The organism is Shewanella sp. GutDb-MelDb (assembly GCF_002836075.1).
Classification (GTDB): Bacteria; Pseudomonadota; Gammaproteobacteria; order Enterobacterales; family Shewanellaceae; genus Shewanella.
Map to the genome: position 1 here is coordinate 26,109 of NZ_PJBM01000257.1, position 23,913 is coordinate 50,021.

The following is a 23,913-nucleotide window of genomic DNA, read 5'->3' on the forward strand; positions in this document are numbered from 1 at the left end:
GCAATGGGCTAGCGGACTTTATATAAACGCCTGACACGACGCAGGATCCAAAATATCCAGGGCCACATGATCAAACTTGAAAATGCGGGATAAAACAGCGTGATATCAAAGTTCGCAGTATCCGTCACAAACTGCACCCAAAAAACAATTAAGTTATAGAGCGCGACCTGTGTTGCCACCAGCAATGCTTGTTGCCACATAGGGAAGTTACGTAGACGTTGAAAATGTAATACCACCACATAAACCACCACCGACATGGCAAAAGCTCTAATACCTAAGGTCGCCCCCAGCAATATATCCAGCATCACACCCAGCACCCACGCCGTTAATATGTTGTACCTGTGTGGCAGCGCCATTGCCCAGTAGATAATCACCAGTAGCAACCAGTCGGGTCGCCATGCTTCGACTAATTCAGGCAGGGGCATAATTTGAAATAGCATCGCGACCAGCAAACTTAACCAAACAACCCAACGGCCATTGGCGACATGTAAACTCATTGCGCGGCCTCCTTATTGGCTTTTAACGCTTCTTCGACACCTTCTGGTGCAACCAGTTCCGCGTCATCGGCTTCAATATCAGGCCAAATTAATAGCAAGTAACGTATTCTGTCTAAGGCTGCCAACGGCTGTGCAATCACAGTGGCATAGTTTTTACCGTCATCTTTCTCGACAGTCATCACTCGTGCAACGGGGTAACCTTCGGGAAAACGTTTTCCCAATCCAGAAGAGACTAACAAATCGCCGGCGCGTACATCGGTACTTTTAGCCACATGACGCAGCTCTAGCTCATCTATAGAGCCCGTGCCGATAGCCATCATTCTGACATCGTTGCGCGTAATTCTAACGGGGATCCCATGCGAGACATCAGACAGCAGTAATACTCGGCTTGTTAGCTCACTGACCTGCACAACCTGCCCGACCACACCTTGTGCGTCGACAACGGGTTGGCCAACATAAACACTGTTACGTGAGCCGCGGTTAAGCACCACATATTGATGAAAGGGATCGCTGGCAACTTCCATCACTTCGGCAACGACTTTTTTAGCGTCCATATAAACAGGAGAGCCTAACAAGCCACGTAAACGATCGTTTTCTTGGCGCAGATGCTCAAAGCGTTGTAAGCGTTCACTCATTAACAACTGATAGCGTAATAACTCTTTATTTTGCTTAGCCAACATATTACGTGTGGCCAAATTTTCTGCGGATTCGTCAAGTAATACCCCTGGGATATTAGCGACATATTGCAGTGGACTTAAGAGGGAGGACAGCGAGTTGCGCACAGGCTCAAGCCGATCATTTGCAACAAGCAAAATCACTGACATGATGACGGCTAGGGTCAATCTGAATTGGTTTGATATACCACGAACAAAAATTGGCTTCATAAAAAAATAGGGCGGTAATCACCGCCCTTTTTAACCGTCTTAATTTTCTTCGGAGAATAGGTCGCCGCCGTGCATATCGATCATCTCGAGCGCTTTACCACCGCCACGAGCCACACAGGTCAGTGGATCATCGGCAATCATCACGGGAATGCCCGTTTCTTGCATTAAGAGACGATCCAAATCGCGGATAAGGGCACCACCACCCGTCAACACCATACCGCGCTCTGAAATATCAGAGGCCAATTCTGGTGGAGACTGTTCAAGTGCGACCATAACAGCACTGACAATGCCAGATAATGGCTCTTGCAGTGCTTCTAAAATTTCATTGCTGTTGAGTGTAAAGCTGCGGGGAACACCTTCTGCAAGGTTACGACCACGTACTTCGATCTCTAACACTTCATCGCCAGGATAAGCAGTACCAATAGTATGCTTAATACGCTCAGCGGTCGCTTCGCCAATGAGGCTGCCGTAGTTACGACGCACATAATTGATGATAGCATCATCAAATTTGTCGCCACCGATACGAACAGATGAAGAATAAACCACACCGTTAAGCGAGATAATGGCAACTTCAGTTGTACCACCACCGATATCAACAACCATAGACCCTGTCGCTTCCGATACTGGAAGACCAGCACCGATTGCCGCAGCCATTGGCTCTTCAATCAAATAAACTTCGCGTGCACCTGCGCCCATGGCTGATTCGCGGATAGCGCGACGCTCAACTTGGGTAGCACCAACGGGTACGCAAACCAAAACACGAGGGCTTGGGCGGAATACACTGTTGTTATGCACTTGCTTGATAAAATGCTGTAGCATTTTTTCGGTCACATAAAAGTCGGCGATAACGCCATCTTTCATTGGACGAATTGCTTGAATGTTTCCAGGAGTACGTCCGAGCATCTGCTTTGCTTCAGTACCGACGGCCGCAACCGACTTCTGACCTGAGCCAGACCGTTCTCCACGGATGGCAACCACTGAAGGTTCGTTCAAAACGATACCTTCGTCACGGACGTAAATTAGCGTGTTAGCTGTACCCAAATCAATCGAAAGATCATTAGAAAAAATGCCGCGTAGCTTCTTGAACATGTAACCAGCCTGTCTCAGTGGAATCGAAGAAAAAAGAAATCAGGTAACTTTATCATGCTTCTTGAATTCCACAAGGCCACAGACGTTAACAATTGCTAATGAAGTAAAGTTTTTTGCAATATCTGCCTTAAAGAGCGAGTCAATATTTTGCCTTGTTCACGGCTTAATGACGCTTAGTTAACTTCTCGCCAATATATGATGCGATCGTGGCCTCTATAGGTGCCAAAGTAAGCTGTCGCTCGTGGATCTTCTAATGCACTAATGTCATACGCCCAATACCACTTTAACCACTTATCCACATTTAACTGCAAAGCGACTTCACCCTCTGCACTAGGTGCAGGGAAATAGATAAAGCTGTTACCTAAACCAACTGTCCCTGCTTTACCTGCTCCACCAGAACGGGTAAAGCCTTCAACCGCTTCAAGCCCAGTTTGCGGTGTTAATGCAAGTCCTGTGTCAGCCGATGCACTGGTGGTATTGGTATCAAATACTGAACAACTATCATCATTGTTCACCACCCATTCTGCATTAGCATTAACATATTCGGTGCCAAGTTCTAGGCGTAGTTCTTCCGATGAAGGTCCATAGGCGTTTTGCATCACTAAACGGCCGTAGCGCATTTCAAATGCGTCATCTTTGGCGATATTTTCAAAAGTCACCCCAATACAGGCTGACGCTGAACTTTCTTGATAGCAAATACCGTCACTGTCTTTTAAGTCGTTAGCAGGAAGGTTAAGTTCAAATACAGCGTCAAAGGGAACAATCAAAGCTGAAGTTCGATTGTACCTGAGCGTCCCCTTCTGAAGATAAGCCGATCGAGCTTTACTAGGGGTTCCATCAAGAAAGACAACTGAACGGCTTGCTGCATCGAGCTCTTCTAATACTGGTAATGTTGAGCCGACCAAGTTACTAAAACGGCGATCATGCCATTGATTTATATATTTCCACCAGTTATCAATCTGGTAGTTTTTAGTCTCGTTACCGTCTTTATCTTTTCCAAGAATAAGCAATTTAGGTTCAGCCCCTGTTTTAAACAAAAAGGGTTCATCCATATAGGTAAAAGAAGGCTGTGTAGCACTAAGATTTACACAAGTCGGTTGAAGCTGAGGTTTATCAGGCGTAACCGTCAAATAATAGGGCGTAAACCGACCCATATTATCCGTAGTGGCTCCGGGAATATCGTAACCAAAATACCCACCAGGTTTAGGTAATACTGAAAAAGTAAAAATACCCACCTCTGACACTGTCTGAGTGATAATTTGTTCGCCTGAAGTTTGTTTATACTCATCACGTCCTAGGTTACCAAGCTCCCCACCCTCAGCAATAGTGGGGCTTATTAATTCATGCGATAACTGCATATTGTCGTGATGGAAATTAGGCGTAGTAACATTGCCGCTACAGATATCGTTATCACTGTCGGATTCCCATGCCATTGCCTTTACTGTGATATCAAACTCCTCCCCCGCTCGCTTATATGGAGCACTTGTTACGCTACAGTTTGTGCAAGCTACAGATTCGAGACAGATCCCAACAGGTCGGCGAACAAAGGTGTTACTGCCATTCATAACAAGACCAGCCTCATCGCCTGAGCCTGTGTATTTAGCATTGAGTTGCATATTTCCCGCATCAGCATAATTAACGTCTATTTTGGCTTCACCCTTTTCGTCAAAACTGAGTATTAATGTTTCTGCTGTAGCCAAAGAGTCCCCAACCTCTTTTTCTGTTGTACCGGACTTAACTGAGATTTTCTTAGTCCCTGTAGATGGGGCAATATAGTCACTCCAGAATTGGAGAGGTTTACTTTGATTTGCAAATGCTGGGATACAAGCCAGACCAGGGTCTCCCTGCTTTACCGCCTTAACAAAAATGTCTGTCGAGGGCTTATTTGAAAATTCATCTGGGATGTCAAAAATAAAACCACTGTCAGCAAATGAGATAGTGCAACTGGCGGTATTCAGTGTTCCAGCACCTTGCCTGCATAAGGTATCACTGCCAGCAATTGTCGATGGAGAGGAGCTAGACACTCCGATAGTGACTGGCGAGTTAGTATTCGAACGTAAACTCACCTTTGCAATACCATCGACAAAATTAACTACATTTCCTCCAACCCAACCACCATTTGACATTCCCGCAGGAGATAAATTAGCGACTACAGGATCAGTAAATAGATCGCAATTGGCATTGCGACAAGCCCGTACTGTCATATCTTCAGCATTACAGGTTAATGGACTACTTGAATAATCGAATTCAAAATGATGTACAAGCTGGCCCACCGGATTTGAATCTAATGCGCAAACCTTAAAATTATCAATTTCGTGGTTATTATTAGCACCGCCTGTAGAACCCGTAATTGAGAGGTAAAAATCTTCTGGTACGCCGCCTTGCCCGGCAATATTTCTAGCATCGAATTCAGGAACCAACACTTGGAATCCATTACCGTCTTTTATATCTCGCTCGACCAAAACCAGTGCCTTACCGGACTCTCTTGAATCTACTGTTATTCTATATTTGTGATTGGGCTCGGCTGTACTTGTTCTTCGTTTATCAATCGTAGGATTTAGATTGGCAGCAGTCCCCGCTAAATACATATAACTTGAATTAACAGAACCTCTTATGGTAACTGACTGCCGCCTAGCTCCAGGGCCACCAACTTTACCTTCACTCGGATTCGAGAAGTTACCATACTCATCTAAGCCAACGCCCATCCAGCCGCCAGCAAAGCCTTGAGTTCCATTATTTCGCTGGGCGTAACCTAATGCACCACCAAAACTACCAGGTTGGGGTGTTATAGAGGCATCAGACAGGATAATGGCAACACCATCACCGCCAGTTCCACTGGAAGGAGACCACGCAAAATAGTCAAACTCGACTTGTACAAAATTATCGGCTGCTGGGAATAGTCGCTGATAAGTACTAGATGTAGCCTGATTACGTGAAGCTGGAGTAATGCGCATTCTATTAGAAACAATCGCTGGGGTGGCTGAATTCCCCAATGTTTTAATCGCCCAATCACTGCCTAAGTCATCACGATTAAAATCATCAGTAAAACACTGTAATTCAGGTGTATCATCAATATAGGAGAGTGCTACGAAACCATATTTTTCAGCGGTATGATTTCGTTCTGAATCTTGATACTGGTCTTCATCAATCACCATACTGACGGTATCATTTGTCAGTATGCAACGTCTTAACCAGCCACCATCGGGGCCATATCTAGAATTTTTTCCCGCAACTAAGATTGGCGGGTTATCAAAACCGATTAATGTATCTAGGTTATCACACTGATTGTTAATGCTCCCAGAGTCGGTCCAAAAGTCACTTCCAAATTGATATTTGGTATCCTTACCATTCAAAGATATGGTACCAGTACCACTTTCTAGAGCTAAATAGGCAATTTTTTCTTTTTGTAATTGGTTGAGTTTAGTATAGCCTGGCCGGCAATACTTGTTGCCAAAACCATTACCATTACCTGCATTAACGACTTCTGATACATCCATCCCGATAGAGAGATCTTTGCCATATCGGCTAACAGTACTGGATAACCAACAATCATTCTCAGATGTTTGAATTTGACTTAGCACCACATCAAAGTTTTGGCTCAGAGATACATTGTCATATCCACCAAGGGATTTATAAAGCACCTCATCGACTTCTTTTATACCCGCTTCAAACTTAGTGCCATCCGAAAATTGATGCTCTCCTGCTGTTGTCGCCACCCAATGAATTTCTGCCATTAGCTTAGATGTGATATCAGTACCTAATGGCGAGCGTTGACTCCAACTAAAGCCGGTATTGGAAATACTGGTAATAAATACTGACGCTGGACCATCGTTAGCGTTTGGGTTATCGCTAGTGATAGTGGGCATCACAAAAACTAAAGGGGTAACACCGTCTTCAAACTTAGGAACGAAACTAACAGTACCAGATGTAGCTTTGCCAAATTTAAAATCAAAACTTTGAGGAGCCGTAGCGCTGCCATTAATCACACTCCCACCGCTCATGGTTAGGTTGCGCGCAGTTACTCTTCCATCGGCAGAGCTAGCATTATTCATTGATACATTAGCATCGGAAAAAATATTGCCGTGTACTATCGCACCACTACTCATCGATACACTGTTATAAGCAATAATCGTTAAATGATGTTGTCCATTCTGATTTACTTTTGCTCCGTTAAAAGAAGTGCCTGAGTTTAAAAAGATCCTAACATCACCTTCCAGTACAATATTACTGTTTAGGTTAAGTGTAAGAGACTCAAACCAGTAATCCCCAGCAGGAAGAACTAGCGTTGCACCGCTACCCAGTGCGAGAGATCTAAAAAAATACTCATCCTGCGTTGATGACATAGTTAATGTACAACTGCTGTATAAACTTACTGGTCCAAATTCGTCAGCTCCATTACTGCCGAGGCTTAGTTGCTGTGAAGCACTACAACTGGTAATACCTAAATCAGAGCCACTACCAGATTGAAAAGCATTGTTGCCATTTAACTTAAGCCCTTTAATATCACTTGTTGTAATAGAGCATTTTCTATCACCACCAGTAGCGGTATCACAACTAGAATTCGATAAGCCGGATCCATCATTACTGCTACAAAATGACAAGCTATCACCATTGGTACCATTAATCCTGCTTTGGCCATTCATTGTTAGATTACTGTCTAGGCCACAATTAGAATTATTATTCCCTCTATGCGCTTGAGCTACTTTTGGAAAAATAGCACTTTCATCTATATCATCAAAAGCATTTGCTGTGCACGGTAATAATACCGATAACAGCAGTAAATGAGGCCATAATTTTATACCTAAATTAATCACGGGCTTCTACCTCCACCGTGCGGTTGACGCGGATGCAACTGGCATCGCTATTGGTGCCGGAATCGCATTGTCCGGTACTGCAGGTGGCTGTGCTGGTAATCAAATATTGAGTCATATTAATCGGCAGATTGGTAGTGGAAATAGCATTACAACTAATGACTACTGAGCAGCCATGAAAACCTACGAGCTTAGTTGTGGTATTAGGAATAGTTTCCGCTTCTATGTTCCAAGTAGTATTTGCGTTACAAGCACCAACGCCCACTTGATCAACAGGAAACAGTTCGGCTAACGCGCGATCGGCGCCGCTGTTAGCCGCCGCAAATGCCCGAGTGCCCCAGACCTCAAGACTGATCTGCTGATCGGCATCGTTCAGTACATTAATTAAGGTCGCTGCAAGCAAAAACATCACAGTGATGATGAAGACACCAATAATAAGTGCACTACCACCCTGTTTAGAGTGACCGATAGTATCTTGGCTGCTAATGATAAAACGGCTGTATTTATGGGACATTTATCACCTGCACTTGATGATGATACTGTAAAGATTGCCCCTGAAAATCAAACAAGGGGTTGAGATGCACCATAGCATTATTCTGTAATGTACCTGGGGTATAAGCCATCGGGTTATTTAAAGCCGTGGTATTAACCACATTTTCCGCCATCAACACGCCAGTATCCATATTTGCTGGGCCTGGCTGCGTGGCTGGGTTATTAAAGTCATAACCAGAGTAACGCTTAAGTACGCTCAATTCATTGGTCACTTTTTCAAAGCAGTAACTTACTGCATCACTAACACCAAAGTAACGTTGTCGAGGCGACATACCATTAAATTGAATATTTCTTTCAAATTCAATTTTACTCGCGTTAGTCGTAGCGCTATTGGTTACCTCTTTTATCTCGAACAACTTTCCAGAGGTACTGGTCACCGATGTATAAACATCAGCGGGCTTTAATGGATAAATAAGCAAAAACTGCTTTTTAGTTAATGGCGCTGTGCTACTCGCTTGCATTACCGTTGCAGTATTTGACGCAGGAAAAGGCGCTATTGGTGCTGTGATGTAGGATGCACTAGATGTAATCGGCATCATCTCAATACATTGCCAATCGTCGTTACTATTGCGAACTCGGATACTGTTAGGGGCTGCATTACGGATATCACGCGTCATTCGCTCTATCGCAAAACGACTTTGACTCATTACCTGCTCTACTGAGGTTGAATCAATAAATATACGGGTGCCAAAAATGAGAAAACTGCTGACTCCCAGCACCAGAATTCCAAGAATGATAATGACAGTTACCAATTCAACTAAGGTGAATCCTTGGCGCTTAGCATTCGAAATCCCTTTATGCCTCAGGGAGAATATTAACGACCGCTGCATTAATAGTTCCTCCTAATCGCATTGTAAGTGATCACTTCACCGCTCGGAGTAGTGACGTTTACCGTGACCAATTTACTGTTTAAGCTAGCTGCGTCGTTGTATTCGACCTTAACCGTTAATGCATAATTGATATATCGGCTAGCATAGGTATCGCTGCTATTAAGCATATTGCTGTTAATGTTCAGCCCCATATAATCATCAACATCGTTATAGTTGTTACGGCTTTCAGTGACACCTGTAGCTACTTCATCCGGTCCAAGTTTATCTTTCGCAGTACAAGCCACTCCAGCCGGTAAACCTAGCAACGGTTTAGCAACTGCGTCGCAAGCAGGGACACCACCGTTGGAGTTAGTATTTTGATCGTAGCGCTTGCCCCAGATCTCATTTAATATCGAATGCGCCAACTCTGCCGAGCGCACTCTATGCAAATTATCCGCAGCTCTTTCGGCTTGTGGAAATAACATGGTACTCATCATCACAAAGGCAATACTGATCACCACCATACCCACAACTAACTCAATGAGCGTGAAGCCCTTATTTATTTGCAAACCATTGCGATTTACTAAACTAGAGTTTTGTCGCAAGCGTTTCTCAAACAATGAGTTAACCCGCATGAATATAGCCCTCCGATTCAATAGCAATCCATTGGGTCTCGTCGGCTTTAACCGTAATGCATTGACCAGAGCAGCGACTGCCGTCAACGATCGGTACACCTTGGCTATTAAATTCAACCTTAAAGCTGGTTTTTACGCCAAGTAACAATGCAGCGCCGCCTTGAAAGGCTTGCGCAACATCAGTCCGCACTGGCGTGCCGCTACAAGCACCAGAGTATCGGGATACTTGATATTGGGTGGGTGTCACCGATAAGCGATAGCAACGGTCTTGGTTGTTCATCGCCATGATCTGCACTTTACGCAGCTCAGCAATAAACTCTTCACGCAGTGTGAAGGCACTGTAACTTGAAGTCGTAAACAGACGTGGAATGACCACCACCGAAAGAATGGCAATAAGAATAATGGTAGTCACGAGCTCAACTAACGTAAAGCCTCTGCGTCGGTACGCTGTATGCATTATCAATCCCGATTGATGCTGTGGTGTCATGAAAAATGTATTGGCGGTTAAAGCCCAAATCTAGATTTGCTTTAGCTTTTCCGGCTTTTCCGGCTTTTCCGGCTTTTCCGGCTTTTCCGGCTTTTCCGGCTTTTCCGGCTTTTCACCATCTTAGCCTGACCTGCTATCTATAGCCCAGATTTTCTAACAGTTTAATAATTATGGCAAATAAATCATCTTTATAAAGGCATTAGTTACAAAAAAGGCCTGCTAAGCAGGCCTTAATCTAAATGTATTATTGACTAGCAACCATCCGCACTAACAACATACTTAGGCGAAACCGTTGTAGAAGTTGCTGGAGTGTAAGTTACGTAGCACTCGATTGCTGTATCACCGACGCGAGGAGAACCTGCCTGATAAATCTCAACGGCTTCAGTACCTATGGTTGCTTTTTCTACATACCAGTCAGCAGTAACAGTCTCAACGTCACTAATATCAATGTCTAAAGCATTTTTCAGCTGCCCTACCGTTGAAATCAAATAACCGTAGTTTGTGGTAGCCTCTTTTCCAGTACCAGTACCTATATCCACCTTGCCAAAATCAGAAGCAGCAGCTCCGCCTTTTTTCTCTTCGCCAGCAATTGCAGCTTTTGAGAAAACTAATGAATTAGCACCTTGAATAGCACCTTTGATGCCCTGGAGTGTTGACGCTCTAGCATCACTTTGCAGATTGATAAATTTTGGTGCTGCGGTGACCGCTAGGATACCCAAAATAATAATAACCACCACTAATTCTATTAGTGTAAAACCACTTTGCTTTTGCATATTCATTTAAAAACCCTATTAACAACCGTTATCTGTAATTACATAAGTTGGTACAGTGTTAGCATCAGCTGCTTGAGTATAAACAAGCTTACAGGCTGCAGCGTCTGCACCAGTAACTTCAGCTGGAGCACCATTCTGGGTAATAGTAATAATGTTAGTACCTTCAACAACAATCCAGTCAGTATCTGCTGTACCGAAGTTCGCATCGATAGCATTGTTGAATTCAATTAGAGTTGCTTGAAGGTAACCAAAATTAGTTTTAGCTAAATTTTCAGCTCCAATATCGACACCTGTTCCAGCAACTCCAGTTGAAGCTGCAGTCCATGTTGAACTGGCTTTTTTCTCATCACCATTTATAGCGGCTTTAGCAAAAACCAGACCATTTGCACCTTGGATTGCACCTTTAACACCTTGCAAAGCTGAAGCTCGCGCGTCACTTTGCAGATTAATAAACTTAGGTGCTGCAGTGACAGCCAAAATACCTAGAATAATAATAACGACCACTAATTCAATTAGGGTAAAACCACTTTGCTTTTGCATATTCATATCAATTCCTCAAAATACGAGTTACAGCTGATGATTGACTCTAATTTCAATCCATCATCAACTACAAAAAATTTAGTTAATAAAGCTTTGAACCTGACCGTTACCAGGGTTGTAAGTTACACCCTTAGCATTGTTAGTATCTTTGTCTGGCGAATTAGCTGGAACGCCCGTACCGTCAGCCAACACCAACGATTCGACTAAATGGTAAACACATAAGTCGATAGCGGTCACATCATTACCGTTCAAGTCGATAACCGTCCCACCTGCGCCATTTTCAACACTTACCGTATAGCGCATGCCTCTTGCATCTTGAGTCAAAAGCACATTACGAGGTGCATTTTGCAAGACCGTATTAAATACTTCACTACAACGCTGCACATTCATGCCTGCCGCATTGTTGTTACCAGCGGTACCCGTAGGAAAACCAAAACGAGTATCTAACTGTACGCGGGCGCCATCGAGTACGACATTGCTGTTACGACGTCCATCAACTTCCCACTGTGAACGTACAAAGCTAACCGCTGTTGCAAGTCCGCCAGCAACACCGTCAACACTGGCGTCTTCTGCATCTTCGGTAACGTTAAGGAAACGTGGTATCGCTGTTGCTGCCAGCAAACCCAAAATCACGATAACAATCACTAATTCTATAAGGGAAAAACCCTTTTGATACTGTTTAATCATTTTAATCCCCATTATTTTATAAGCTTATTCTATCAGTTTGTTAAAAATAGAAAACAGGTAATTTCACTGCTTACCGGCCCCTTGTCAAAAAAATGACCCGCCCAGAGGTCGTTTGGTAGCTAATACTGCCCCCGGAAACGCCAATATATCGGCACACACCCGTATTTGAATTGAACTTAGTGACAATTTGTTGCGTGTAACTCTCCCCCAACAACTCCTCAATTAAATCACGACAGCCAGCAACACTTGTCTCGTCGGGTAATGGCCAGCCCCCAACAGCCATAGAAACATAACTTATTGATTCAATCTCACCGTCTAAATGACTGCGCCAGTCCAGCTTAAGCTGCTCAGGCCTACCTTTGATTAACCATTGGGAGCGAATAACCCCCAATATATTAAGCAACCGATTATGCTCGGTTTTAATACTCTGTTGACCCACCTGTTTGATGCTATCAAAATGACTAAAAGCTAAATAAGACAACACTAACAATAGTATAACTAACGCAAATATCTTCCTAAAAAGCGTTAACAGTTCAATATCAGACTTTTGTTGACTAAGCACTTGCGGCACTCTGTTGAGACATCAGTTATTGCCTTTAACGACATTCAACATGTCCCACATTGGTAGATAAATACCCAGCGCGAGCACCAATACGATACAAGCAACAAAACCGATTAATATCGGTTCTAATTTTGCCGTTAGGTTTTTAAGGTCGTAATCCACTTCACCTTCATAGAAGTCTGCGGCATCGTTAAGTAGCTGATCGATTTGGCCTGTCTCTTCACCAACAGCGACCATCTGTAGCACTAACGGGGTAAATAATTGGCTATTATTGTGCACTCTAAGCATAGAGTCACCAGATTCGATACCACGGCGCATGCCGACAATGCTGTCGTGCATATAGGCATTATCAACAGCATCGGCCACTAAGCTTAAAGCTTGTGTCATTGGTACACCGGCACTCAGCATCATCGAAAAACTGCGGCAATAGCGAGACAGTGTTGAACGCTCAATAATACTGCCCACCGCGGGAATGTTCAGTTTCCAACGATCCCATTGTCGTTCGCCTTTTTCGCTATTATGCCAGTAGCGAATACCGATAAAGGATGCAATTAAGAACACGATCATCGCTGGCCAATAATTGACAAACAGGCTCGATGTATTGATCAGCAGCTTAGTTGCCCAAGGCAGATCTGCACCAAAACGAGAGAACATTTCAGCAAACTTTGGAATAACCATAATATTGAGAATGACCATCGCTATCGAGATAGCAATAAGTACAAATATAGGGTAGCGCATGGCTGCTTTAATTCGTCGCCGCGTCTCTTGTTCACGCTCTATGTATCCTGATAGCTGAATAAACGCATCTTCTAACTTACCGGTATTTTCACCCACGTGGATCATCGATACAAAGAGTGCATCAAATACATCAGGGTGTTGGTTCATCGCCGATGAAAGGGGTCTGCCTGAAGTGAGCTGCTCTGAGATATTATTCAGTGCATCTTTCATCCGTTGTGAATGCGTGGTCTCGGAAAGGCCCGCTATCGCTCTTAACATTGGAATGCCTGAACGGGTTAACGAATACATCTGACGGGTAAAAATTTGCAGTTCATCCAGCGCCACTTTGCCTTTGAAAAGCGATTTAAGAGTAAACTCTTTCACCTCTTTTGCAGGCGATAGCTCAAGCGGAATAACACCACGAGACATCAGCTGGTCGGCCGCGGCACTTTCTGAGCTAGCGTCTAGTTGCCCAGTCACTTGCTCTCCTAGCGCACTGCGTCCGCGATACTGATATGTCGGCATTATGAACCCTCACTCACATTGAGCGTATCATCACTGACATCTTCAACCAGCTTGGCGACCTCTTCAATGGTCGTCATGCCTTGTGCTAAATACTCTAAAGCTGACTCGGCTAACGGGGTAAAGTTAGGACTGTTATAGGCCGCATTCGTAAACTCCTGCGGATTACCTGAACGCATAGCTTCGACCATTGGCTCGTCTAACTCTAGGATTTCAAACACACCGATACGGCCGCGATAACCGCTACCGTTACAGCTTTGACAGCCGGTTCCAACTCTAAAGGTCGCCTTTGAGATGTCAATTTTACTGACGGTTGTTAGCCATACTTTATCTTGTGCGGTTAACGTATAAGGAATAGCACAGTTTTGACACACTCGACGTACCAGACGCTGCGCAATAATCACTCTTAAGGCACTTGCGACTAAGTAAGCCGCCGCGCCCATGTCTAACAGTCTTAACGCACTGGTGACAGCATCGTTAGTGTGTAACGTTGACAGCACAAAGTGACCAGTAAGAGCGCCACGTAGACCAATCTCTACGGTCTCCTGATCTCGCATCTCACCGACCATGATGATATCGGGATCTTGGCGCAAGGTTGTTCTTAATACATTAGAAAAGTCGAGGCCAATCTTGTGATTCACTTGCACCTGGTTAATACGCGGTAGTTGGTACTCGACAGGATCTTCTACGGTGATAATTTTTCTGTCAGCGGTATTAAGCTCACTGAGTACGCCATACAAGGTAGTGGTTTTACCGCTACCCGTTGGCCCTGTGACCAAAAGCATGCCATGAGGACGCTTAATCTGCCGGCGAATACGCGCCAGCATTTCAGGTGGCATACCCGTTTCATTTAATGTCAGCAAACCTGCCGATTGATCGAGAAGACGCATTACTACGGACTCACCATGGTAAATAGGCATAGTAGACATACGCACGTCTATCTTATGGCCCTTGATCTCCATGTGAAAACGACCATCTTGTGGCAGACGCTTTTCAGAAATATCGAGTCCAGCCATCAGTTTCAATCGCAGCACTAGGGCTGCCGCTATATTGACTTCAGGCAGTATATTTTCATGCAGTTGTCCATCAATACGTTGACGGATCCTTAATGCATTCTCACCCGGTTCAATATGGATATCTGATGCGCGCATCTGCACTGCATCTTCAAATATTGACTGTAATAACTTAACAACGGTGGTTTCATTATCACTGTCGCCGTCCGTTAGGCTGGCGAGATCGAACAGATCGTCAGCGGAATACTCTTCTTCGAGCTTACCCGCTATTTGCGCGATTTCGTCCGTACGACGATAAAGGTTATCGAAAGCATCAAGCAGTTGCCTTTCGGTCACCACCGCAATGGAAATACGCTTGGGGACAAGTAAGCCCTCAAGTGTGTCCATGGCTTGTAGATCGGCAGGGTCGCTCATCGCCACCAACACCGAATCACCATTATCTTCCACCACTAAGGCGCGATAACGACGCGCTTGCACTTCTGGTAGTAGTCCAACAACTGCAGCAGCAATTGAACGTTTACTGATATCTAAAAAAGGAATATTGAGCTGATGAGATAAAAACTGTAGCAGCTGCTCTTCAGTGATCGATGAAAGATCAATTAATGTACGCCCGAGTTTTTTCCCGCTGGTACGCTGTTCACTAAGCGCTTGGCCGAGTTGTTCGTCGGTAATAATGTGCTCTTGAACGAGAAGATCACCTAAACGCATTTTTAACTTAGGCTTCACTGGAATGCTCCTAACTGCACCAATCGATTATCAACATAGGCTTGCGCTTGAGAAGAGAGATTCCCTTGGGCCAAAGCTTGGTTGTAGGCATTTTTAGCCTCTGTATAGTTTTTTTGAGCATCAAGTGCGTAACCCAATCCCATCCACCATCGCCCTTGGCTAGGCTCATTTTTGGCAAGTTGCCTAAAGCTCTGCTCTGCAACGGGGAAGTTTTGTTCTTTCTGGGCTAAATCACTTTGCTGATGCCATTTTTTTACCGCTAATGCGCTAGTATCAGGGATCAGATTCAAACTGTTCAAGGCTTGCTTATTTTGCCCCGCTGCCTGCAGTACACGGGCTAACAGCAGTGAATATTCATATTCATCTGGAAATAATAGTTGCCCTTGCTTTAATAGCTGAGCCGATTCCGACAACTTGTTTTGCCCATAATAAAGTGCCGCGGCTTGCCTCCTCGCTTGATGTAAAGCGGGGTTATAAGACAAAGCCGCTTTGTAGTAAGTGAGCGCATCGCTATGTAGCCCCTGCTGCTGGGCGTCATTCGCTAATATCATCTGCTTTTGTGCCAACTGCTCGGAGGTCAACTTGACCTCCTTTATCGCCATATTACTGCTGGTATAAGAAGTTCGAGTCGTTCGCTTAGTGGGCTCAATACTCATAGAACTTGCTTGCTGTCTCAGCGGTTGACTGGTTGGACTCGCACTGGCAGCTGTCATTTGAGCTTCAGGATTACTTATGGCTGTATTTTCATCAGTAACCTCTGCTATCGCTTTCGCCGTGTTAACCGCTGGCTGCACTAATTCAGGCTTTGCAGTTGGTTGAATGCTGCTAACATTGACGGTGCGAGTAGCAGGAGCAGGTGTTAAAGTCTCTTTATCGGTTAAAGGTTCTTGATTATCAACTGCCAGGCTTTGCGTTGTTGCTGACACCATGTTGTCGCTATCGGATAGCGCGCCAGCAATATGATCGGACGTTAATTCGCTTTGCTCAGCAGCCACCACATTACCAATTGCGCTAGGGTTACTCGGCTCAATAACAAAAAAGACAATGAAACCGCCGATAAGTAACGACAGTAAGCTGGTAACAACTAAGGGGAGCTTAGATTGGCGTTGAGGTAACAGCGCATTTTGTGGTTTTGCCATGCTCTCAATACCGTGAGGCTGTTGCCGTTTGTCTAAATCTTTGAGCATTTTATTGATTACGCTCATACAACACCTCCCTTAAACCAATATAAAACCGCAAATACCATGCTGATTAATACCCCCGCAGCCAATGTCCTGCGTAACCATAAATGTCGGCTAAGGGACGCATCTTCTGTGTCTGCGATAGCAGCCTCAACATGTTGCTTCGAAATTTTGCTCGCCCCTTCGCCAAAACAAACTAACAGTGCCTTATGAGACAAAATATTAATCAAACGCGGGATCCCCCGCGCCGCTTTGGCTAGACGCTTAGCATCCACGTCGGTAAATAACTCGTCACCTTTACTGCCAGCCACTTTTAAGCGATGCTGAATATATGCGGCAGACTCATCTAATGTGAGGGCTCGAAGGCAATAACTGAAGGTGATTCTTTGCCTCAACTGCCTAAATTTACTCATGGCAAGACGCTCATCGAGCTCTGGTTGGGCAAACAACACCACTTGCAATAATTTGCGGCTCTCTGTTTCTAGGTTAGTGAATAACCGTAACGCCTCTAAACTATCGTCAGGTAAAGCTTGTGCTTCATCCAAGACTAAAATAATCGAATGACCATGTGCGCTTAACGCCATTAACTGTTGCTGAATTAACCCCGTCAGCTGTTGTTGATCAATCTGGCTAGAGTGTTTAAGGCCCAGTTCCATCGCCACCGCCCACCGAAGTTCGGCAGGCGTAAGATACGGATTAGGTAAATAAGCACAATGAAAACGCTCTGGCAGCTCATTCATTAGTTTTCTACAAATCAAGGTTTTTCCAGTACCGACTTCGCCGGTAACCTTGATAAAACCTTCACCTGTTTGTAACGCAGTTTGTAGCACTTGCATGGCTTCTACGTGCGGTGCTAAGCCAAAAAAGAACTCCGTATTCGGTGTCAGTGAAAATGGCGTTTCAGTTAACCGAAAATGCTGCAGATACAAACCTACTCCCCCTCTGGATACCAACGGTCGAGTAGCGCTTGAGAGCGTTTAAGTTCACTCTCCCAAGTGTCAGCACCCACAACGATAGGCTTCAGTAAGATAACCAATTCTGTTTTTACGGTAGAGTTAGCACGGTTAGTAAATGCCTCACCGATAAAGGGAATATCTCCCAGTAATGGCACCTTAGAAACGATCTCTATGTTTTCACTTTTCATCAAGCCACCAATAACAACCACGTCGCCACTTGCTGCTCGGATAACAGTGTCTGACTCGCGGATTTCACTTTGCGCCAAAGGCAGTTCCAAAGTGCTATCGGAGATCTTAATCGTTTTAGTCTGCTCTTTAATCTTAATCACCGATGGGTGGATATGTAATAACACATTGCCTTCGGCATCAATTTGCGGAGTAACATCAAGTGCAATACCGGAGAAAAATGGCGTCAGTTCAACTTCGGGACTGGTCACTGGCGTGGTGCCAGCAATCGTCGTTGAAGAAACATCGGTGACAAAATATTCGTCGGTACCCACTTTAATCACGGCTTTTTGGTTATTCGACGCCGTCACGCGCGGGCTCGATAGCACGTCAACATCACCCTGCGTATCAAGTAAGCTAATCATGGTGCTAAAGTCAGACCCCTTAAGCTTAATAGAGGTCACCCCGCCTAACGCACTGGTGATCTTGTCACTTAAGCCTGTTGACGGGCTAGTGCCAAAGGAGATATCGGTGCTACCAGCATGCCCTAATACGCTTTCCCAATGGATCCCTTGCTGATAGCCATCAGATAATGTCACCTCTAGTATTTTCGCTTCGATGATGACTTGACGTTGCAAGTGGCTTTCTGCCGTTTTAATAAAATTACGCACCTGTCTAATTTCATTAGGGTAGGCACGGACAGTGACGAGTCCAGCTTGTGGTGTAACCACCACTTGGCGCCCACCACCACTTTCACCCACAATGGAGACTAATGTTTCTTTTAACTCGCCCCAAAAATCAGACTTGGTTTTTGAACGGATAAAAGTGCCATTGGTTTGCTCGCTGCTACTGTTGCTACTGTTTGAATTAGAATCACTATTGGAGCTGTTATTCGAATTACTATTACCGCTATCGCTACTATTACCGCCACTGGAGCTGTTGTTATCATCTGATATACGCCCAGAATTAACCGAGGTTAACGATAAGCCTTCGCGCTGCATGTAGAGGTAATTGAGTGAAAAGGTTTCGGTACGCATACCGGCAGGATAAATACGTAAAATGCGCCCTTCTCGACTCACTTCATAGCCATAAATATCTTCAACAACCTGCAGCGTTTCCTGAAGGGTAACCCCTTTTAATGAAAGCGAAATGTGTCCAGAGACATCTGGATGTACTGCAACACTTAATGACGTACCCTGCACTAAACTAGGGAAAAATACTTTAGCGTCAACTTCATGAGCAGAAACATCAAAACGACGCTCAGCTCTTTTGGCTGGGGTAAAACCAGCAAGTAAACTGTCTGACGCTAGCTCTCTTTGCACTTCCTCTGGCAATATTGCAGGAGGCGGCGCTAAAGTGGCCGTTTCAGCGATCGCGATAGAATCCGCTAACGCTTGCTTAGACGCTACTGGGTTTGGCCTATCAACCGTTTGGCAGGCCACCAGTAACAATGTCAGCAAAGGGGTTATATATAGTGTTGAGCGCATCTGTTTAGTGTCCCTTAATCTCTAATATTGCTTTAAACATTGTCAGTTTACGGCCATCGGCTAATGACACTGTATCCTTGTCAATATGCACGATTTTTACACCTTGTACTCGCTGGCCCTGCTTAAATATTTGATTGTTAATCACTGCAAAAGAACCGCTTTGTTTAATTAAAATACTGTTCAGCACCAATGCTTTATTTACTGATACGGTGGCGGTATTGGTCATGCTTGCACCAGCACCCGGTAACGTTGGATCCCGCAAGCTGGCCGCGCTTAAGTTTGCGCAAAAACTGCCAGCAACGATGAGCAGTGCTAAGCGACTAATTTGTTTTAGCAACACTAATAAAGTCCTTATTTATGCTTAGGGTATAAAGCTCTAACGTGATTGCAGCTTTAGGATAGGCATCCACTTTATAATCCATGCTACGCCAGTAAAGTTTATTTGGCATGCTCTCCACGGCTTCAACAAAGCGTAATACCGAAAAATAATCGCCAGTAAACTCCAGCCGGATCCCATGGCTATACAAGTTCATTTTCTTCTCTTCGCCGACTTCCAATAATGGCGTAGGGGCGATTGAGGTAAAGGCGTTCAATTTAATGCCTTTTATATTTGAAAGTAGCCCTGCAAGTAAGGTTGGCATATGATCTGCTGGCACCATATCAACCATTTGGAAAGACAGCTCTTCATCTATCTGCTTAGTCTGCTGAATAATGTTGGCTAAGCGCTGGCGATATTCGGTGTCTGGATCGGTCGCCAAGCTTTGCTCATAGAGCGCAATCTGCTGCTCTGAAATATCATTATCATTCTTTAAAGAGGTAACCTGCTGACTTAACTGAGTATGTTGGGTTAACAATGACTCCAACGGCAGATAAAGAATCAACCCTGCAATGATAAGCACAGCAGCTGCAACTAACACTCTTTCTCGTTGGCTTAGCACATCAAATTTGGTGGCTAGATCATACCAGCGCTGCTTCATTTTCTACCCTCCGCGGCCTTGGATTCAGTATCGGCATCACTGGTTAATTTGAATGCGAGCGGTTTATCTTCACCTAAGCTCATTGTCATCGATGCAAATGCGTGGCCTTTCAATGTAGTCGTGGTTTTGAGTCTATCAATCCAATTAGGCACGCTTTGTGGGCTAGAGGTGTAGCCTTCGAAGATATAGCGATTCTCGTTAACCTGAATCCGATTCAGCCAAATACTACGATCTGCCACACTGGCTAAATCAGTCATTAACGGCGAGTAACCAAAGCTTGTAAGCGCTTCTTGTTGACTCAACTTACCGATTAACATCTGCTTGAGCTCTAACTGTTGCGCTTTTAATTCGACCTCAGCCACCAAAGACGCACTTGGCTGCCTCTTGGCGAGCTCATCTTCGAGTTCCGATTTGCGTTCATCTAAAGTGGCCTTAGCTTGTTGTAACTCATCTTTATCAGACGCCAGACTCGACACGAATCCATATGCGAGAGCACTGCTTAATAATAAAATTAACACTAAGCCCACCAACACTTGGTTCAATCTTAAAAAAGATAAACGTACTTCAGCAGGGAACAAAGATTCTGAGTAGAGGTTAACCCTTAATTTCATATTGAATCACCTTGTGAAAACTCAGCTAATGCCATCTGCGAAAAAACCGCCTCTACCGACTCAGCTTGATACGGTGTCACACTTTGATTGAAGTTTTCACTCACTAACGCAGCCAACTTGTCACGGGCGCCCAGCATCAATAAGTCAATCGATACCACGGGGGCTTCACGTAACTGGCTTTCAAAAAAGTCCATTGAACGTTGGATCTCTAAACTCAAGTTGTCAGCAAGACCAAAAGCGAGATCTTCAGCGGCAACACTATCAAGCTGTAAAAAGCCTCTCACTCGACGCTGCATGAATAATTCGCCATCCTTTACGACGGCAAGTAAAAGCTCACCGCCAGCGCGATGGCTGAGTAATAGTCTTGCTTGGCTATCACTAAACAAATGGGTAATTGCCATCTCTTCAATGGTGACGCCACACGTTTCCATACCCGCAGCTCTCGCTGCGAGCAGTATACTGGTGAGCTGTTTTTTCTCTGCGACGACGACGCTGACTTTATTGGTCGTTTGCTTAGAGGATTCGAAGTAATCTAAATGGATGTCGGTTACCGCTTGGCTAACGAGATCTTTAACCGACCATAGCAGCGCAGCAGTCATCTCGTCTGCCTCTACATTGGGTTTATCGACCTGTATGACTTGATAAAACTCAGCAGATAAAACGATTTGAATTTTTGCAATGCCGAGCGTCTTGACGATCTGCTCAAAGGCATCGACCCAATCCAGTTTTTTAAAGTTGAAAGTAGAAAAATTGGCGACAGACTCTTCAGTTGCTGCTTGGTATACAAATATTTTATCGGCACACACATATAGCCCCAACTGTGATGTTGGAGCGAGTTTTCGCCAAAATTGGAGTTTACTTAGCAAGCTAGCTTCCATTCATCCATGCCTTAATTACTGTTAGTTCTTACTCGTAAATGTTCATATGATCGAGTTTTCTGATAACCACTTGTGAATTAGATGATGATAATACTGATCTAATTTAGGTTAAAAGGAAAGAGAGCCTTCTTATGTCACTCATTGTAACGACTAATATTTGAATATTATAGAAAAACATCTATAAAGCCATTACATCTTATCGCTTGCCGACGATGGGAACGAGTTATACTTCTTCTATTGGCTCACTAAAAAAGCTACCTTGACCCGCACTCACGCCTAAAATTTGTAACGTCTGCCACTCTTCAAAAACTTCAACACCTTCAGCGCAAACTTGCACATCGGTACGATACAGACCAGCAATTAAACTGCGGATAAAAAGTTGGTTCTCCGCTCGCAGGTGGATTTGACTGACGATAGAACGGTGCAGTTTAATTAACGAGATAGGATAACGTTGTAAATACTCGGTACTCACAACTTGTTGCCCCACTCTGTCGACACAGATCCCCGCCCCCATTTTACTGATCATATCAAGCGGCTCAGTCAGTACATCTTGATGATGCACTAGAATATCTTCATTTATCTCAAAAATGATCCGCGGGACTAAGTGCCGATATTCCAACAATGTGGTTTTTAACCAGCGCACGAATGCTCGGCTGGTTAATGTATCTAAACTCAGGTTAATACTGAACTTAAGGCTAGTATCATTTTGTTTTGGCAACACATCAAACAGCACCATCTCGATAACCTGCCTTTCTATTTGAGGGATGAGGCCGCACTTGATTGCCATGGGGAGGAAAAGGGTAGCTCGGACCAAATTGCCTTGAGTATCTCGCAGTCGACAGGACACTTCTTGATGATGCGCAGTTAAATCACTATCAACAACGGGCTGCGAGAATAAAAAGACTCGCTTGCTAACGAGCACGTTCTCCAAAAAGCTACGCCAACGCACAGAGCCTTTAGACAAATCACCATCAACAGCGCCCTTGTCATACATAAACCAGCTACTACCGCCTTGAAACTGAGCCGAGCGCAAAGCGAGCTCCGCCTCTTCCACTAAAGCATCTTTGTCATCACCGACTTTAAAATAGGCCCCACCTAGATGCAGAAAATCATCAGGTGTATCGAGCAAGCTATCAATCTGGCTCAAACTCACCCGTAACAACTTCGCCGCGACTTGATCCGCTTCTTTTTGTGAAATTTGTGGCACCACCACCGCGAACTGATTATAGGAGCGGCGCGAGAAAATGATGTTAGCTTTGCTCGCTAAAATTTGATTAATAGTGGCGATGATTTGTGACAGTATTTCATTGACCTCTTGCTCACCAATTTCTCGGTTTAATAGATCTAGGTCTTCCATCTCAAACAGATACAACACACCGGGTGTCATCATGCCTGCACTATTACTCAGTGCATCCAAACGGTTTTTTAGGAACAAACGGTTGCCAACACCCGTTTCGGCATCAAGAAAAGTGTTGGAACGTATAAATTGATCAAACCTCGCCCGCTCTTTATGGGCATCATGCAGTTCAAGCAGTAGCTGCGTCATGGCGCGGTTAATCATCCGAGGCCTTCCATGCCCCTTTTCTGCCAATGCTTTATCGCGCTTACCCGTTAAGATGAGGTTTGCCCGTTGCGTGAGATCTTCGATGCCATTAAGTTGGTCCGAAAACCATCGAAAGCCAAATCGAACAAACAGCATGACGGCGAGACACCCCACCAACAGAATCATCCATTCATAAGCACTGACTTCATGCTTATTAAACGGCTGTGGTAATGCCAGTTCCATCATTAGGCCATTTTCAAGCTGACTGCTGTATTGCACACCACCAGGTTGAGGCTTTAGCGCCTTATATTCAAATAGAGTGACATTACCTTTAGTCAGCACAAATGATTGCGCTTGGTAGGCATGTAGCAATGGTGGCAACCAATTATTAAGCTGCCACTTCTCTTCTGGTGCCACAGTGACGGCAAACTGCTGTTGTAACATGCCCTCTAGTTCTGACACTTTTTGCTGTTGAAACGCATAGGTCAGCTGCACGAAACTGAACATAGCGGTTAAAAAACAGATAAAGGCGACACCAACTAACGACATCAGCCAAAAGCTAGTGAGTTTCTTAGTAAGAATTCGAGTGAGTATCATATACCCATCCTACTTGAAGATGCTCGTTTCAGAGGCATTGTGCCAGTTCAATTCTAGGCGCGTTAACATAGAAATGGTTATTCCCTTTTAAGTTAGTGCAACAACGAAGTGAGCTTGCACAACGCCTTCTGCGATGGGTTTTAATGGGCTTTACTCCGTGTTATTGATTTTACTAAGGGAACGACCATTAGTGGCAATCAATGCCTTGATTAAA

Annotated in this window: 22 protein-coding genes; all 22 read right to left on the bottom strand. The window is 44.5% G+C overall.

Translation table 11 applies throughout. The features are described from left to right. Positions 1 to 8: 8 nt before the first annotated feature. On the bottom strand, positions 9 to 497 hold the full coding sequence (gene mreD / locus CXF82_RS18105) for a rod shape-determining protein MreD (protein WP_101089837.1): 489 nt from the start codon (positions 495 to 497) through the stop codon (positions 9 to 11). Further along, positions 494 to 1,381, bottom strand: a complete 888-nt coding sequence (gene mreC / locus CXF82_RS18110) for a rod shape-determining protein MreC (RefSeq protein ID WP_101089836.1) — start codon at positions 1,379 to 1,381, stop codon at positions 494 to 496. Before mreC ends, mreD begins: the two co-directional genes overlap by 4 nt. A gap of 39 nt (positions 1,382 to 1,420) precedes the next feature. Beyond that, positions 1,421 to 2,470, bottom strand: a complete 1,050-nt coding sequence (locus CXF82_RS18115; RefSeq protein WP_101089835.1) for a rod shape-determining protein — start codon at positions 2,468 to 2,470, stop codon at positions 1,421 to 1,423. Positions 2,471 to 2,643: 173 nt separating this feature from the next. Beyond that, complete coding sequence (locus CXF82_RS18120; protein ID WP_257982815.1) at positions 2,644 to 7,284, bottom strand: DUF6701 domain-containing protein; 4,641 nt, start codon at positions 7,282 to 7,284, stop codon at positions 2,644 to 2,646. Continuing rightward, positions 7,277 to 7,795: an MSHA biogenesis protein MshP gene (locus CXF82_RS18125; RefSeq protein WP_102044700.1), complete on the bottom strand. Its 519-nt coding sequence runs from the start codon at positions 7,793 to 7,795 to the stop codon at positions 7,277 to 7,279. The genes CXF82_RS18120 and CXF82_RS18125 overlap by 8 nt, the downstream gene beginning before the upstream one ends. Then, positions 7,785 to 8,663, bottom strand: coding sequence for a PilW family protein (locus tag CXF82_RS18130; RefSeq protein WP_102044701.1), 879 nt, complete (start codon positions 8,661 to 8,663; stop codon positions 7,785 to 7,787). Before CXF82_RS18130 ends, CXF82_RS18125 begins: the two co-directional genes overlap by 11 nt. Beyond that, positions 8,663 to 9,277 (bottom strand): type IV pilus modification PilV family protein, encoded by a 615-nt coding sequence (locus tag CXF82_RS18135; protein ID WP_102038888.1) that lies wholly within the window; start codon positions 9,275 to 9,277, stop codon positions 8,663 to 8,665. The genes CXF82_RS18130 and CXF82_RS18135 overlap by 1 nt, the downstream gene beginning before the upstream one ends. Then, the gene (locus CXF82_RS18140; RefSeq protein WP_101089830.1) at positions 9,267 to 9,734 is read right to left on the bottom strand and encodes a pilus assembly FimT family protein; all 468 of its coding nucleotides are present in this window, start codon (positions 9,732 to 9,734) and stop codon (positions 9,267 to 9,269) included. Before CXF82_RS18140 ends, CXF82_RS18135 begins: the two co-directional genes overlap by 11 nt. Positions 9,735 to 10,015: 281 nt before the next feature. Continuing rightward, positions 10,016 to 10,537 (bottom strand): type II secretion system protein, encoded by a 522-nt coding sequence (locus CXF82_RS18145; RefSeq protein ID WP_102044715.1) that lies wholly within the window; start codon positions 10,535 to 10,537, stop codon positions 10,016 to 10,018. Positions 10,538 to 10,555: 18 nt separating this feature from the next. Beyond that, entirely contained in the window at positions 10,556 to 11,077 is a 522-nt protein-coding gene (locus tag CXF82_RS18150) for a type II secretion system protein (protein ID WP_102044716.1), read from the bottom strand. A gap of 78 nt (positions 11,078 to 11,155) precedes the next feature. Further along, positions 11,156 to 11,761, bottom strand: a complete 606-nt coding sequence (locus tag CXF82_RS18155) for a pilin (RefSeq protein ID WP_102044717.1) — start codon at positions 11,759 to 11,761, stop codon at positions 11,156 to 11,158. Between the two features lie 73 nt (positions 11,762 to 11,834). Next, on the bottom strand, positions 11,835 to 12,326 hold the full coding sequence (locus CXF82_RS18160) for a hypothetical protein (protein WP_257982816.1): 492 nt from the start codon (positions 12,324 to 12,326) through the stop codon (positions 11,835 to 11,837). Between the two features lie 21 nt (positions 12,327 to 12,347). Continuing rightward, positions 12,348 to 13,568: a type II secretion system F family protein gene (locus CXF82_RS18165; protein ID WP_102038890.1), complete on the bottom strand. Its 1,221-nt coding sequence runs from the start codon at positions 13,566 to 13,568 to the stop codon at positions 12,348 to 12,350. After that, positions 13,568 to 15,304 (bottom strand): GspE/PulE family protein, encoded by a 1,737-nt coding sequence (locus CXF82_RS18170; protein WP_101089827.1) that lies wholly within the window; start codon positions 15,302 to 15,304, stop codon positions 13,568 to 13,570. The genes CXF82_RS18165 and CXF82_RS18170 overlap by 1 nt, the downstream gene beginning before the upstream one ends. Continuing rightward, the gene (locus CXF82_RS18175) at positions 15,301 to 16,509 is read right to left on the bottom strand and encodes a tetratricopeptide repeat protein (RefSeq protein WP_102044702.1); all 1,209 of its coding nucleotides are present in this window, start codon (positions 16,507 to 16,509) and stop codon (positions 15,301 to 15,303) included. The genes CXF82_RS18170 and CXF82_RS18175 overlap by 4 nt, the downstream gene beginning before the upstream one ends. After that, on the bottom strand, positions 16,506 to 17,414 hold the full coding sequence (locus tag CXF82_RS18180) for an ExeA family protein (protein WP_102044703.1): 909 nt from the start codon (positions 17,412 to 17,414) through the stop codon (positions 16,506 to 16,508). The genes CXF82_RS18175 and CXF82_RS18180 overlap by 4 nt, the downstream gene beginning before the upstream one ends. A gap of 2 nt (positions 17,415 to 17,416) precedes the next feature. After that, positions 17,417 to 19,093, bottom strand: a complete 1,677-nt coding sequence (mshL, locus tag CXF82_RS18185) for a pilus (MSHA type) biogenesis protein MshL (RefSeq protein ID WP_101089824.1) — start codon at positions 19,091 to 19,093, stop codon at positions 17,417 to 17,419. 4 nt (positions 19,094 to 19,097) lie between these two features. After that, on the bottom strand, positions 19,098 to 19,433 hold the full coding sequence (locus CXF82_RS18190; RefSeq protein WP_308303180.1) for an MSHA biogenesis protein MshK: 336 nt from the start codon (positions 19,431 to 19,433) through the stop codon (positions 19,098 to 19,100). Further along, positions 19,414 to 20,070 carry an MSHA biogenesis protein MshJ gene (locus CXF82_RS18195; RefSeq protein WP_101089823.1) on the bottom strand — a complete coding sequence of 219 codons (657 nt, stop codon included), beginning with the start codon at positions 20,068 to 20,070 and terminating at the stop codon, positions 19,414 to 19,416. Before CXF82_RS18195 ends, CXF82_RS18190 begins: the two co-directional genes overlap by 20 nt. Beyond that, positions 20,067 to 20,681 carry a PilN domain-containing protein gene (locus CXF82_RS18200; RefSeq protein WP_102038894.1) on the bottom strand — a complete coding sequence of 205 codons (615 nt, stop codon included), beginning with the start codon at positions 20,679 to 20,681 and terminating at the stop codon, positions 20,067 to 20,069. Before CXF82_RS18200 ends, CXF82_RS18195 begins: the two co-directional genes overlap by 4 nt. Continuing rightward, a complete protein-coding gene (locus tag CXF82_RS18205) occupies positions 20,678 to 21,559 on the bottom strand; it encodes a type IV pilus biogenesis protein PilM (protein ID WP_102038895.1) in 882 nt (293 codons plus the stop codon). The genes CXF82_RS18200 and CXF82_RS18205 overlap by 4 nt, the downstream gene beginning before the upstream one ends. 223 nt (positions 21,560 to 21,782) lie before the next feature. Then, positions 21,783 to 23,699, bottom strand: coding sequence for an RNase E specificity factor CsrD (csrD, locus tag CXF82_RS18210; protein WP_101089820.1), 1,917 nt, complete (start codon positions 23,697 to 23,699; stop codon positions 21,783 to 21,785). Positions 23,700 to 23,913 lie beyond the last annotated feature (214 nt).

Bases quoted from the DNA above. Each gene is read 5' to 3' on its own strand.
- CXF82_RS18140 (WP_101089830.1), bottom strand. From the start codon at position 9,734: ATGCATACAGCGTACCGACGCAGAGGCTTTACGTTAGTTGAGCTCGTG.
- CXF82_RS18205 (WP_102038895.1), bottom strand. From the start codon at position 21,559: ATGGAAGCTAGCTTGCTAAGTAAACTCCAATTTTGGCGAAAACTCGCT.
- CXF82_RS18130 (WP_102044701.1), bottom strand. From the start codon at position 8,663: ATGCAGCGGTCGTTAATATTCTCCCTGAGGCATAAAGGGATTTCGAAT.
- mreC (WP_101089836.1), bottom strand. From the start codon at position 1,381: ATGAAGCCAATTTTTGTTCGTGGTATATCAAACCAATTCAGATTGACC.
- CXF82_RS18150 (WP_102044716.1), bottom strand. From the start codon at position 11,077: ATGCAAAAGCAAAGTGGTTTTACCCTAATTGAATTAGTGGTCGTTATT.
- CXF82_RS18115 (WP_101089835.1), bottom strand. From the start codon at position 2,470: ATGTTCAAGAAGCTACGCGGCATTTTTTCTAATGATCTTTCGATTGAT.
- CXF82_RS18135 (WP_102038888.1), bottom strand. From the start codon at position 9,277: ATGCGGGTTAACTCATTGTTTGAGAAACGCTTGCGACAAAACTCTAGT.
- CXF82_RS18125 (WP_102044700.1), bottom strand. From the start codon at position 7,795: ATGTCCCATAAATACAGCCGTTTTATCATTAGCAGCCAAGATACTATC.
- mreD (WP_101089837.1), bottom strand. From the start codon at position 497: ATGAGTTTACATGTCGCCAATGGCCGTTGGGTTGTTTGGTTAAGTTTG.
- CXF82_RS18145 (WP_102044715.1), bottom strand. From the start codon at position 10,537: ATGCAAAAGCAAAGTGGTTTTACACTAATAGAATTAGTGGTGGTTATT.
- CXF82_RS18195 (WP_101089823.1), bottom strand. From the start codon at position 20,070: ATGAAGCAGCGCTGGTATGATCTAGCCACCAAATTTGATGTGCTAAGC.
- mshL (WP_101089824.1), bottom strand. From the start codon at position 19,093: ATGCGCTCAACACTATATATAACCCCTTTGCTGACATTGTTACTGGTG.
- CXF82_RS18200 (WP_102038894.1), bottom strand. From the start codon at position 20,681: ATGAAATTAAGGGTTAACCTCTACTCAGAATCTTTGTTCCCTGCTGAA.
- CXF82_RS18165 (WP_102038890.1), bottom strand. From the start codon at position 13,568: ATGCCGACATATCAGTATCGCGGACGCAGTGCGCTAGGAGAGCAAGTG.
- CXF82_RS18175 (WP_102044702.1), bottom strand. From the start codon at position 16,509: ATGAGCGTAATCAATAAAATGCTCAAAGATTTAGACAAACGGCAACAG.
- csrD (WP_101089820.1), bottom strand. From the start codon at position 23,699: ATGATACTCACTCGAATTCTTACTAAGAAACTCACTAGCTTTTGGCTG.